The sequence below is a fragment of the Streptomyces sp. cmx-18-6 genome (genome assembly GCF_046548915.1).
GTDB lineage: Bacteria > Actinomycetota > Actinomycetes > Streptomycetales > Streptomycetaceae > Streptomyces.
In genome coordinates, this window is record NZ_JAEBEP010000005.1 from 200,770 (window position 1) to 213,749 (window position 12,980).

A 12,980-nucleotide genomic window follows, 5' to 3' on the forward strand; every position below is an offset into this window, starting at 1 on the left:
GGGGCGTCGACAGGCGTCCTCGCTGTACGGTTCTCCGACACTCCACTCCGCCGGATTTCCTCCGGTACACCTGCATATCTGCATGACCCAAGCGCAACTGACCGCGGTGGCGGGGCCCTTCGCCTGAGGCGAGTTTTCGATGGGTGACCGGTACACCGCCTGAGTCCTGTAAGAAGGCGAGGACTTGAGCATGGGATCCACCTCCGCTCACACCAGTGAGGGCCTCGGCCGTCGCGATCTGATCAAGCGTTCCGCCGCACTCGGCCTGATCGCTGTTCCGACGATGAGCTTCCTGTCCGCCTGCGCGAGCGGCAGCAGCAGCGACGACGACAAGGTCGAAAAGGGCGAGAAGACCGACAAGAACCCGCTGGCCGTCAACGGCAGCGCACCGCTCGAGATCGTCATCTTCGACGGCGGGTTCGGCACCAAGTACGCCGAGGACGCCCGGGACGTCTACAAGAAGACCTACCCCGGCGCGACGGTCAAGTTCTCGGCGACGCAGAAGATCCAGTCGGTCCTCCAGCCGCGCTTCAACGGCGGCACCCCGCCGGACCTGATCGACAACTCCGGCGCCCAGCAGATGGACATGGGCGTCCTGGTCGGCAAGAAGCAGCTCACCGACCTCACCCCGCTGCTCGACGCCCCCTCCATCGACGACCCCGCCAAGACGGTCCGCGACACCCTGCGGCCGGGCATCGTCGAGATGGGCCAGTTCGACGGCGACCCGGTCTGGATCATGTACTACGCGTACACGGTCTACGGCGTCTGGTACTCGCAGACCGCGCTGGACAAGCTCGACGCCACGTACCCGGAGAACTGGGACGACATGCTCGCGCTCTGCGCGAAGGCGAAGAAGCAGGGCATCGCCGGCTGGACCTACCCCGGCAAGCACCCGTACTACATCCCGTTCTCGCTCTACCCGTTCATCGGGAAGATCGGCGGCGTCGAGGTCCTCGACGCGATCGACAACCTGGAGCCGAAAGCCTGGGAGCACCCCGCGGTCAAGGCGGCCTTCGAGGCGTACTACGAGCTCTACGCCAAGGGCTACATCCTCAAGGGCACCCCGGGCCTGGACCACCGGGGCTCGCAGGGCGCGTGGGCCCGCGGCAAGGCGCTGTTCATCCCGAACGGCTCCTGGGTCGAGAACGAGGAAGCGGAGATCATCCCCAAGGACTTCAAGCTGTCCGTGGGCGCGCCCTCCAGCCTCGACTCCTCCGACAAGCTGCCCTTCGGCACCATCTGGGCGTCCGGCGGCGAGCCGTTCATCGTCCCGAGCAAGGCGAAGAACCCGCTGGGCGGCATGGAGCAGCTGCGCATCATGCTCAGCGAGGCATCCTCCAAGTCCTTCACCAGCAACACCAAGTCGCTCTCCGCCTTCAACGGCGGCACCGACGGCCTCGAACTGTCGGACGGCCTGAAGTCCGGTGTCGCGGCGCTGGAGAAGGCGGGCGCCAATGTGGTCAACCCCCGCCTCCAGGACTGGTACGTGAAGCTCCAGAAGGAGCAGATCGGCGTCGCCGCGCTCGGCGAGATGATGGCCGGCCGCGCCACCCCGGCCGAGACCATCAAGAAGATCCAGGCATTCGCCGACGCGACCGCCAAGGACCAGTCCATCAAGCACTTCCAGCACTAGTGACGGGGCGTCACCAGCGGCGGCACGGGAAGGTCGGAGTCGGTAACGATGCAACACGGTAAATACCGGTTCATAGTCGGGTTCTTGGTGGTCCCGATGGCGTTGTACGTCATCTTCGTCATCTGGCCCTTCATCCAGTCCATCTACTATTCGTTCACGGACTGGACCGGGCTCAGCCCCGACTTCAAGATGGTCGGGTTCGACAACTACACCAAGATGCTCGACGACGACATCTTCTGGAAATCGTTGCAGCACAGTGTGCTGCTGGCGGTTCTGCTGCCGCTGGTGACGCTGGGCCTCGCGCTCTTCTTCGCCTTCATGCTCAACGTGGGCGGGCGGCGCCGCAAGGGCGCCGCCATCGCGGGCGTACGGGGCTCCGGCTTCTACAAGATCGCCTACTTCTTCCCGCAGGTGCTCTCGATCGCGATCGTGGCCATCCTGTTCCAGTTCGCCTTCGACCCGGCCCAGGGCATGATCAACGGCACGCTCAAGGCCGTGGGCTTCGACGACGTACCGGACTGGCTGGGCGACCCGCAGCTGGCCCTGTGGGTCATCATGGGGGTCCTCGTCTGGTGCACGACCGGCTTCTTCGTCGTGCTGTTCTCCGCGGGCATGGCCTCCATCCCCAAGGACTTCTACGAAGCCGCCCTGCTGGACGGGGCGAGCCGCTTCACGACCTTCTTCCGGATCACGCTGCCCCTGCTGTGGGACACGGTCCAGTCCGGCTGGGTCTACATGGGCATCCTGGCGCTCGGCGCCGAGGGCTTCGCCATCGTCCACATCATGAGCGTCGGCCCCGGCGGACCCGACTACTCGACGACCGTCCTGCCGCTGTACGTCTACCAGGCGGCGTTCCGTGACGGACAGGCGGGCTACGCGACCACGATCGGTGTCGCCCTGCTCCTCGTGACGCTGGCGTTCGCCGCCGTCGTCATGCGAGTGGGCCGGCGCGAGCGGCTGGAGTTCTGATGAAGACCACTGACACCCCTCCTTCCGGCCCCTCCGGCACCGAGGCGTCCAAGGTTCCGGCGCAGCGCACCGGCACGCCCGCCGAGAGCCCCGCGGCCCCCGCCCGGCGCAGCGAGGGCCACGTCCTCAACGTCTTCTCGCACGGGATGCTCATCCTGTGGGCGTTCATGGTGGTCCTGCCGCTGTTCTGGGCGGTGATGTCCTCGTTCAAGACCGACTCGGACATCTTCAACACCCCCTGGTCGCTGCCCAGCTCGCTGAACTTCGACAGCTGGGGCCGGGCCTGGAGCCAGGCCCATATGAGCGAGTACTTTCTCAACACCGTCCTGGTGGTGGGCGGGTCGCTCGTCGGCACCCTGGTCCTCGGCTCGATGGCCGCGTATGTGCTCGCGCGCTTCGAGTTCCCGGGCAACCGCTTCATTTACTTCTTGTTCGTCGGCGGTATGAGCTTCCCGATCATGCTGGCGCTGGTCCCGTTGTTCTACGTCATGGACAACATGGGGCTGCTGAACACGATCCACGGCCTGATCCTGGTGTACATCGCGTACTCGCTGCCGTTCACCGTGTTCTTCCTGACCTCGTTCTTCCGTACGCTGCCGACCTCGGTGGCGGAGGCGTCGATCATCGACGGGGCCTCGCACACCCGCACCTTCTTCCAGGTGATGCTGCCGATGGCCAAGCCCGGCCTGATCAGCGTCGGCATCTTCAACTTCCTGGGGCAGTGGAACCAGTACATGCTGCCCACGGTGCTGAACACCGACCCGGAGAAGCGGGTGCTGGCCCAGGGGCTGGTGGAACTGGCCTCCAGCCAGGGGTACAAGGGCGACTACTCGGGGCTCTTCGCCGGTCTGGTGATCGCGATGCTCCCGGTGCTGGCCGCGTACATCGTCTTCCAGCGCCAGGTGGTCTCCGGTCTGACGGCGGGCGCGCTCAAGTAGGCCGCGCGTACGCACAGGAAGGCCGCGCGTACGCACAAGCAAGGTCACGCGTACGCATAAGAAGGCCACGCGCGCAGGGAAGAGGTCACGCGCACGTAGAAGAAGGTCACGTATTCACAACGGCCCGGTGCCCCGGCGGAGGACTCTCCGCCGGGGCACCGGGCCGTTGCGGGGTGCGCGGTCGCTCAGGTCTTGACGGGAGGCACCCCCGAACGGTCAGCTTAGAGTTCACATGTTGGAGGAAGCCGGGGTGTCATCGCTGCTGCCCCGGCCGGGGTGGTCCTCAGGACCGCCCGCCAAGGGCAGGAGTGGATGAGTCGATGGAGACTCCCGGGTCGCAGACATCGCTGCACAGGGCCAATCTGGAGCGGGTCGTACGCGCCGTACGGATGGCGGGGTCGCTCACCCAGGCGGAGATCGCCCGGAGCACCGGGCTCTCCGCAGCCACGGTCTCCAATATCGTCCGGGAGCTGAAGGACGGCGGCACGGTCGAGGTGACGCCCACCTCGGCGGGCGGCCGCCGGGCCCGCAGCGTCTCGCTCAGCGGCGACGCGGGCATCGTCATCGGCGTCGACTTCGGCCATACGCACCTGCGGGTCGCCGTGGGCAACCTGGCCCACCAGGTGCTGGCCGAGGAGTCCGAGCCGCTGGACGTCGACGCCTCATCGGCGGAGGGCTTCGACCGGGCCGAAGTGCTGGTCAAGCGGCTGATCGAGGCCACCGGGATCGGCCCGGACAAGGTGATCGGCGTCGGTCTCGGCGTCCCGGGACCCATCGACGTCGAGTCCGGGACGCTGGGCTCCACCTCGATCCTGCCGGGCTGGACGGGCATCAACCCCAGCGAGGAGCTCTCCGGCCGCCTCGGCGTCCCGGTGTACGTCGACAACGACGCCAACCTCGGGGCGCTGGGCGAGCTGGTCTGGGGCAGCGGGCGGGGCGTCAAGGACCTCGCGTACATCAAGGTCGCCAGCGGCGTCGGCGCGGGCCTGGTGATCGACGGGACCATCTACCGGGGCCCCGGCGGCACGGCCGGCGAGATCGGGCACATCACGCTCGACGAGTCCGGCCCGGTCTGCCGCTGCGGCAACCGCGGCTGCCTGGAGACCTTCACCGCCGCGCGCTACGTCCTGCCCCTGCTCCAGCCCAGCCACGGCCCCGGGCTCACCATGGAGCGGGTGGTCCAGCTGGCCCGCGAGGGCGATCCGGGGTGCCGCCGGGTGATCGGGGACGTCGGCCGCCACATAGGCAGCGGCGTCGCCAACCTGTGCAATCTGCTCAACCCCAGCCGGGTCGTGCTCGGCGGCTCGCTGGCGGAGGCCGGGGAGCTGGTCCTGGGGCCCATACGGGACTCCGTGTCGCGTTACGCGATCCCCAGCGCCGCCCGGCAGCTCTCGGTGCTCCCCGGGGCGCTCGGCGGGCGCGCCGAGGTGCTCGGCGCGCTGGCCCTCGTACTGAGCGAGATGGGGGATTCAACCCTTTTGGAGGGCACCCTCCCCGCAGCGACTCCTGCCTTCACTTAGATAACGAATGGCACCGTTGTCATCTCGTTAAGGATTTACTCCTTGACGCTGACGCCGCGGCCGAGTTGACTTCCAGCCACCTCGGCCGCAACGTCGCGGCCTCGTCAGGGAGGTTCGAGAATGAACACGCGTATGCGTCGTGCCGCCGTTGCCGTTGCCGCCACCACGATGGCGATCTCGCTGGCCGCTTGCGGGAGCGCCAAGGAGTCGGGCGACAAGGCCGAACAGGGCTCGGAGAAGAAGGGCGACGACCTGAAGATAGGTCTGCTCCTCCCCGAGAACCAGACGGCCCGTTACGAGAAGTTCGACCGTCCGATCATCGAGAAGAAGATCGGCGAGCTCACGGACGGCAAGGCGAAGGTCATCTACGCCAACGCCAAGCAGGACGCGCCCACCCAGGCGCAGCAGATCGACACCATGATCACCAACAAGGTCGACGCGCTCATCGTCGGCGCGGTGGACGCCAAGGCGATCGAGAACAGCATCAAGAAGGCCAAGGCCGAGGGCATCCCGGTCGTCGCCTTCGACCGCCTCGCCGAGGGCCCCATCGACGCGTACACCTCCTTCGACAACGAAGAGGTCGGCCGCGCACAGGGCACCGCACTGCTGGAGGCCCTGGGCGACAAGGCCGACGGCGGCACGATCGTGATGATGAACGGCGCGATCACCGACCCGAACGCCGCGCTCTTCAAGAAGGGCGCCAAGTCCGTCCTCGACGGCAAGGTGAAGTACGGCAAGGAGTACGACACCAAGGAGTGGAAGCCGGAGAACGCCAACGCCAACATGGAAGCGGCGATCACCGCGCTCGGCAAGGACAAGATCGACGGCGTCTACTCCGCCAACGACGGCATGGCGGGCGGCATCATCACCGCCCTGAAGGCCGCCGGTCTGCCGAAGCTCCCCCCGGTCACCGGCCAGGACGCCGAGCTGGCGGGCGTGCAGCGCATCGTCACCGGTGAGCAGTTCATGAGCGTCTACAAGTCCTACCCGGCGGAGGGCGTCGTCGCCGCCGAGATGGCCGTCGCGCTCGCCAAGGGCGAGAAGCTCGACTCGATCGCCACCTCGAAGGTCGACAACGCCAGCCAGAAGGGCATCCCGACGGTCCTCGTCCCGGTCGTCTCGCTGACCAAGGACAACATCAAGGACACCGTCATCAAGGACGGCATCTACACGCTCGACGAGATCTGCACGGGCAAGTACAAGACCGCCTGCGACAAGATCGGCCTGAAGTAGGCCCCGGGGCCCCGGGACCGGCCGCCCCGAGCGGCCGGTCCCGCCCCGCCCGCCGCCGTACGCCCGCCGCGTCCTCGCGAAGGCGCCACGGCGGTCACCGCCCGCGCACGCGCCCGCCGCACAGCGGTCCGCGTACGCCATGAAGCCTGTCCGGCGCCCCGCCCACCAACCGTCCCGCTACCGGGCGGGGCGCCGGACGGAACGCTTCCCCTATTTCTGTTCTTCTGCTCGACCGCCGCGCCTTCCCCCGGGCGCGGCATCCCCGCCGGTCAGGCGGCGAAGGAGATGGTTCACGTGACCGCTACGCCCGTGTTGGCGTTGCGAGGGGTCTCCAAGCGATTCGGTGCCGTCCAGGTACTCACCGATGTAGAGCTTGAGGTCCACGCCGGCGAGGTGGTCGCCCTGGTGGGCGACAACGGCGCCGGCAAATCAACGCTGGTCAAGACGATCGCCGGAGTGCACCCCATCGATGAGGGAGTCATCGAGTGGGAGGGCCGGGCCGTGCAGATCGACAAGCCGCACGACGCCCAGAACCTCGGTGTCGCGACCGTCTATCAGGACCTCGCGCTGTGCGACAACATCGACGTCGTCGGCAACCTCTACCTGGGCCGGGAGCTGCGCAGGTTCGGCATCCTGGACGAGGTGGAGATGGAGCGCCGCTCCCGCGAGCTGCTCTCCACGCTCTCCATCCGCATCCCGAGCGTCCGCATCCCGATCGCCTCGCTCTCCGGCGGCCAGCGCCAGACCGTGGCCATCGCGCGGTCCATGCTCGGCGAGCCCAAGCTCGTCATCCTCGACGAGCCGACCGCGGCCCTCGGCGTCGAGCAGACCGCCCAGGTCCTCGACCTCGTCGAGCGGCTGCGCGAGCGCGGCCACGCGGTCATCCTCATCAGCCACAACATGGCCGATGTGAAGGCCGTCGCCGACAAGGTCGCCGTGCTCCGGCTGGGCCGGAACAACGGGGTCTTCGACGTGAAGACCACCTCCCAGGAAGAGATCATCTCCGCCATCACGGGCGCCACGGACAACGCCGTGACCCGACGTGCGGCGCGCAACGCGGAGGTTTCCAAGTGACCACCGACAAGTCCGCGACCTCGCTGGACAAGGCCGACGCCCCGGCGGACGCCCCGCAGGTAGGCAACCCGGAGGCGGCCGAGGGCGCCGCCACGGTCGTCGACCCCCGTCTGCTCATCCGTGAGCAGGGCTTCGCCGGCTACCTCACCGAGTTCAAGCGCAAGATCAGCGGCGGCGACCTGGGCTCGATCCCGGTGGTCGTCGGCCTGGCGATCATCGCCATCGTCTTCCAGAGCATGAACTCCGAGTTCCTCTCCGCGAAGAACATCAGCGACATCGCCACCAGCATGGTGGCCACCGGCATGATGGCCGTGGGCATCATCTTCGTCCTGCTGCTCGGTGAGATCGACCTCTCGGTCGGCTCCGTCTCCGGTGTCTCCGGCGCCCTCGTCGCGGTGCTCAGCGTCACCCAGGGCATGAACGAGTGGCTGGCGATCCTCGTCGCCATCGTCAGCGGCGCGGTGATGGGCGCGATCCACGGCTTCTTCTTCGCCCGGATCGGCGCACCGGCCTTCGCCGTCACCCTGGCCGGCCTGCTGTTCTGGCTCGGCTTCATGCTCCAGCTGCTCGGCGACTCCGGCACCATCAACCTGGACGGCGACGGGGTGGTCGGCCAGCTGACCACGTACTACTTCACCGACGTCGCCGCCGCCTACGGGCTCGCCGCGATCGCGGTCGTCGGCTACTTCGCCGCCGCCTTCCTGGACACCCGCCGCCGCGAGGCGGCCGGCATCCCGGCCCGCCCCATCGCGGACATCGCCGTGCGCACCGCCGTCCTCGCGGTGTTCGCGTTCGCCGCCGCGTACATGTTCAACCAGTACCGCGGCCTGCCGCTCGCCCTGGTCCTCTTCCTGATCGTCCTGGTCGGAACGGACTTCCTGCTGCGCCGCACGGCGTACGGACGGAAGATCTTCGCCCTCGGCGGCAGCGTCGAAGCCTCCCGGCGCGCCGGCATCAACGTCACCGCGATCCGGATCTCCGTCTTCTCCATCGCGGGCACCTTCGCGGCGATCGGCGGCCTGTTCTGGGCCTCCAAGATCGCGGCGGCCAACCAGGGCTCCGGCACCGGCGACCTGCTGATGAACGTCATCGCGGCGGCCGTCATCGGCGGCACCAGCCTGTTCGGCGGCCGCGGCCGCACCTGGAACGCGCTGCTCGGCGTCATGGTGATCGTCTCCATCCAGTACGGCCTGTCGCTGGAGGGGATCGCCACCCCGATCCAGTACATGATCACCGGTGGTGTGCTTCTCGCCACGGTCGTCATCGACTCCGTCACCCGTAAGACCCAGAAGACCGCGGGCCGCGCCTGACCGCACATCCGCGCAGGTGCCCGGTGCCCCCAGGGGTGCCGGGCACCTGCGCGTGCCCGCCCCGCACGGCCCGCCGCGGGCACGCGGGAGCACCGGCGGCGGCCCGGTCGTTCAGCTGTTCAACCGCCCGCCCGCTGCCCGTGGCCGCGAACGGAACATTAGACTCATCGGATCGGCACGCTCGATCAGCTCAAACGCAAGGAGGCACGGGTGGATCTGCTGACCCGCATCAAGGGACCGCGCGACCTGGACCGGCTCTCCGTCGACGAGCTGGGGCAGCTCGCGGAGGAGATCCGTACCTTCCTCGTCGACGCGGTGTCCAAGACCGGCGGACACCTCGGCCCCAACCTGGGCGTGGTGGAGCTGACGATCGCCCTGCACCGGGTCTTCGAGTCGCCCCGCGACAAGGTGCTCTGGGACACCGGCCATCAGAGCTACGTCCACAAGCTGCTCACCGGCCGCCAGGACTTCTCCCGTCTCAAGATGAAGGGCGGCCTGTCCGGCTACCCCTCCCGCGCCGAGTCCGAGCACGACGTCATCGAGAACAGCCATGCCTCCGGAGTCCTCGGCTGGGCCGACGGCATGGCCAAGGCGAACGAGGTCCTGAAGAAGGACGACCACGTCGTCGCGGTCATCGGCGACGGCGCGCTCACCGGCGGCATGGCCTGGGAGGCGCTGAACAACATCGCCGCCGCCAAGGACCGCCCGCTCGTCATCGTGGTCAACGACAACGAGCGCTCGTACGCGCCCACCATCGGCGGCCTCGCCAACCACCTCGCCACCCTCCGCACGACGGACGGGTACGAGCGGTTCCTCGCCCGCGGCAAGGACATCCTGGAGCGCACGCCCGTCGTCGGCCGTCCGCTGTACGAGACCCTGCACGGCGCCAAGAAGGGCCTCAAGGACTTCATCGCCCCGCAGGGCATGTTCGAGGACCTGGGCCTGAAGTACGTCGGCCCCATCGACGGCCATGACATCGAGGCCCTGGAGTCCGCGCTCCAGCGCGCCAAGCGCTTCGGCGGCCCGGTCATCGTGCACTGCCTCACCGAGAAGGGCCGCGGCTACACCCCGGCCCTCCAGGACGAGGCCGACCGCTTCCACGCGGTCGGCAAGATCCACCCGGACACCGGCCTGCCGATCTCCACCTCCGGCCTCGACTGGACCTCGGTCTTCGGCGAGGAGATGGTCAAGCTCGGCCAGGAGCGCGAGGACATCGTCGCGATCACCGCGGCCATGCTCCAGCCGGTCGGCCTCGGCAAGTTCGAGGAGGCGTTCCCCGACCGGATCTACGACGTCGGCATCGCCGAGCAGCACGGCGCGGTCTCCGCGGCGGGCCTCGCCACCGGCGGCCTCCACCCGGTCTTCGCGGTCTACGCCACCTTCCTCAACCGCGCCTTCGACCAGGTCCTGATGGACGTGGCCCTGCACAAGTGCGGCGTCACCTTCGTGCTGGACCGGGCCGGCGTCACCGGCACGGACGGCGCGTCGCACAACGGAATGTGGGACATGTCGATCCTCCAGTGCGTGCCCACCCTCCGCATCGCCGCCCCGCGCGACGCCGACCAGGTCCGCGCCCAGCTCCGCGAGGCCGTCGCCGTCGACGACGCGCCCACCGTGGTCCGCTTCTCCAAGGGCGCGGTCGGCCCGGCGGTCAAGGCGGTCGGCAGGGTGGGCGGCATGGACGTCCTGCGCGAGCCGAAGGCGGCCCGCCCCGACGTCCTGCTGGTCTCCGTGGGCGCGCTCGCCCCGATGTGCCTGGAGATCGCCGACCTGCTGGACGCCCAGGGCATCTCCAGCACCGTCGTCGACCCGCGCTGGGTCAAACCCGTCGACGAGGCGCTCGCCCCGCTCGCCGAGCGCCACCGCGTCGTCGTCACGGTCGAGGACAACAGCCGTGCCGGAGGCGTCGGTTCCGCCGTCGCCCAGGCGCTGCGCGACGCCGGGGTCGACGTACCGCTGCGCGACTTCGGCATTCCGCCCGTCTTCCTCGACCACGCCTCCCGGGGCGAGGTCATGGCCGAGATCGGCCTCACCGCACCGGACATCGCCCGCCAGGTCACCGGCCTGGTCGCCAAGCTCGACGGCCGCTTCGAGAGCCGCGCCGTGGAGCCCGCCCGCGACTGACCCGACCTGCCTCCGTACGGCCGATGGGCCGGGAGAACCGCCCCTGTACGGGTGGTTCTCCCGGCCCATTCGCATGAAACGGGCCAGATGGCGCGATCACGCGCCCTCGGGTCCCCATCATGGCGTTCACAACGAGTGCGTGGAGGTACGCAGGTGAGCGCGCAGGTCACACCACCCCGCGGAAACGGGATGTTCCGCACCAAGTCCGTCGAACAGTCGATCCGTGACACCGAGGAGCCGGAGCACGCGCTCAAGAAGTCCCTCTCCGCCCTGGACCTGACGGTCTTCGGCGTGGGCGTCATCATCGGAACCGGCATCTTCGTCCTCACCGGCAAGGTGGCCAAGGAGACGGCGGGACCGGCGACCGCCTTCGCCTTCGTGGCGGCGGGCATCGTCTGTGCGCTGGCCGCGCTCTGTTACGCGGAGTTCGCCTCCACCGTCCCGGTGGCCGGATCCGCGTACACGTTCTCGTACGCCTCACTGGGCGAACTGGTGGCCTGGATCATCGGCTGGGACCTGGTGCTGGAGTTCGCCCTGGGCACGGCGGTGGTCGCGGTCGGCTGGTCCGGCTACGTCCGCTCCCTGATGGACAACGTCAACTGGACGATGCCCGAAGTCCTCTCCGGGCCGGACGTGGCGGAAGGGTTCGGCTTCGACATCCTGGCCTTCGTCCTGGTGCTGATCCTGACCGCCATCCTGGTCGTCGGCATGAAGCTCTCCGCCCGGGTCACCGCGGTCGTCGTGGCGATCAAGCTCGGCGTGGTCTTCATCGTGATCATCGCGGGGCTCTTCTTCGTCAAGGCCGAGAACTACAAGCCCTTCATCCCCCCGGCCGAGAAGCAGCCCGCCGGTTCCGGCTGGGACGCCCCGCTGGTGCAGCTGATCTTCGGTTACGAGCCCACCAACTTCGGCATCATGGGCATCTTCACCGCCGCCTCCATCGTCTTCTTCGCCTTCATCGGCTTCGACGTGGTGGCCACGGCGGCCGAGGAGACCAAGCTGCCGCAGCGCGACATGCCGCGCGGCATCCTCGGTTCGCTCATCATCTGCACGGTGCTCTACGTGGCGGTCTCGATCGTCGTCACCGGCATGCAGCACTACAGCGAACTCTCCGTCAGCGCCCCGCTCGCGGACGCCTTCAAAGCCACCGGCCATCCGTTCTACGCGGGCGTGATCAGCTTCGGAGCGGCGGTCGGCCTCACCACGGTCTGCATGATCCTGCTGCTCGGCCAGACCCGCGTCTTCTTCGCGATGAGCCGCGACGGCCTGCTGCCGCGCTTCTTCTCCAAGACGCACCCGCGCTTCCGCACCCCGTACCGCCCGACCATCCTGCTCGGCGTCCTGATCGCGATCATCGCCGGGTTCACCAGCATCGACGAGCTGGCCACCCTGGTGAACATCGGCACGCTCTTCGCGTTCGTCGTCGTCGCCCTCGGCGTACTGGTCCTGCGCCGCACCCGCCCCGACCTGCCCCGCGCCTTCCGCACCCCGTGGGTGCCGGTGCTGCCGATCGCCTCGGTGGCCGCCTCGATCTGGCTGATGCTCAACCTGCCGGTGGAGACGTGGTTCCGGTTCGCCGTCTGGATGGCGCTCGGCGTCGTCATCTACTTCGTGTACGGGCGCTCCCACAGCCTGCTGGGCAAGAAGGGGCAGTAGGGCCTGTCGTAGGAGGTGTCCGGCGGATCATGAGCGGGGTCACGCCCCCGGTCCGCCGGACCTTTCGTCAGGAGAGGGCCGTACCGTACGGGGTCCGACGCACCGGGCCCCGTACGCCTCGACCCGCTGCCGCAGTCCGCGGTCGGCGGTGACCACGACGCAGCCGCGCTCCGGGGGCGCGGCCGCCGCCAGTTCGGCGATCAGGTCGTCGCCGCTGCCGGGGGCCGGGGCGACCCTCACGCCCGCGACGGAGCCGACGCCCCGGGCCGCGCCCTCGACGACGAGCACGATCTCGAGGGGGCCGGGCAGACCCGGCAGCCCGTCGAAGGCGTACGGGACCAGCGAGTCCCGCAGCCGCTCGGCCGCCCCGCGCCGGTCCCGCCACCATCCGTCGGGCACGGAACCGACCACGTTGGCGGCGTCCACGATCACCAGTACCGCTGTGTCGTCGCTCATCCCGGCAGGGTGTCACGCGGGGCGGTGTCCCCGGGGCTTCGACGGGCCGGCGTCATGTCCGCGGCCG

General features: G+C 68.8%; 10 protein-coding genes. 9 read left to right on the plus strand and 1 reads right to left on the minus strand.

Translation table 11 applies throughout. From position 1 onward, the window contains the following. Window positions 1–190: 190 nt before the first annotated feature. From ngcE to ACLJPL_RS14080, 9 genes are all read left to right on the plus strand, one after another. A complete protein-coding gene (gene ngcE, locus ACLJPL_RS14040; protein WP_411081138.1) occupies window positions 191–1,633 on the plus strand; it encodes an N-acetylglucosamine/diacetylchitobiose ABC transporter substrate-binding protein in 1,443 nt (480 codons plus the stop codon). 48 nt (window positions 1,634–1,681) lie between these two features. Further along, window positions 1,682–2,602 (plus strand): carbohydrate ABC transporter permease, encoded by a 921-nt coding sequence (locus tag ACLJPL_RS14045; RefSeq protein ID WP_411081139.1) that lies wholly within the window; start codon window positions 1,682–1,684, stop codon window positions 2,600–2,602. Further along, window positions 2,602–3,540: a carbohydrate ABC transporter permease gene (locus ACLJPL_RS14050; RefSeq protein ID WP_411081140.1), complete on the plus strand. Its 939-nt coding sequence runs from the start codon at window positions 2,602–2,604 to the stop codon at window positions 3,538–3,540. Before ACLJPL_RS14045 ends, ACLJPL_RS14050 begins: the two co-directional genes overlap by 1 nt. Before the next feature lie 320 nt (window positions 3,541–3,860). Continuing rightward, complete coding sequence (locus ACLJPL_RS14055; RefSeq protein ID WP_411081141.1) at window positions 3,861–5,060, plus strand: ROK family protein; 1,200 nt, start codon at window positions 3,861–3,863, stop codon at window positions 5,058–5,060. Between the two features lie 120 nt (window positions 5,061–5,180). Next, window positions 5,181–6,293: a sugar ABC transporter substrate-binding protein gene (locus ACLJPL_RS14060; RefSeq protein WP_411081142.1), complete on the plus strand. Its 1,113-nt coding sequence runs from the start codon at window positions 5,181–5,183 to the stop codon at window positions 6,291–6,293. Window positions 6,294–6,578: 285 nt separating this feature from the next. Continuing rightward, complete coding sequence (locus ACLJPL_RS14065; protein ID WP_355868765.1) at window positions 6,579–7,367, plus strand: ATP-binding cassette domain-containing protein; 789 nt, start codon at window positions 6,579–6,581, stop codon at window positions 7,365–7,367. After that, window positions 7,364–8,677 (plus strand): sugar ABC transporter permease, encoded by a 1,314-nt coding sequence (locus ACLJPL_RS14070; protein ID WP_411081143.1) that lies wholly within the window; start codon window positions 7,364–7,366, stop codon window positions 8,675–8,677. The genes ACLJPL_RS14065 and ACLJPL_RS14070 overlap by 4 nt, the downstream gene beginning before the upstream one ends. Before the next feature lie 210 nt (window positions 8,678–8,887). Beyond that, window positions 8,888–10,801: a 1-deoxy-D-xylulose-5-phosphate synthase gene (dxs, locus tag ACLJPL_RS14075; RefSeq protein ID WP_411081144.1), complete on the plus strand. Its 1,914-nt coding sequence runs from the start codon at window positions 8,888–8,890 to the stop codon at window positions 10,799–10,801. Between the two features lie 189 nt (window positions 10,802–10,990). Further along, window positions 10,991–12,457, plus strand: a complete 1,467-nt coding sequence (locus ACLJPL_RS14080; protein WP_411081145.1) for an amino acid permease — start codon at window positions 10,991–10,993, stop codon at window positions 12,455–12,457. Between the two features lie 39 nt (window positions 12,458–12,496). Here ACLJPL_RS14080 and ACLJPL_RS14085 read toward each other — a convergent pair whose 3' ends face one another. Continuing rightward, a complete protein-coding gene (locus tag ACLJPL_RS14085) occupies window positions 12,497–12,913 on the minus strand; it encodes an NTP pyrophosphohydrolase (protein ID WP_411081146.1) in 417 nt (138 codons plus the stop codon). Between the last annotated feature and the right edge of the window lie 67 nt (window positions 12,914–12,980).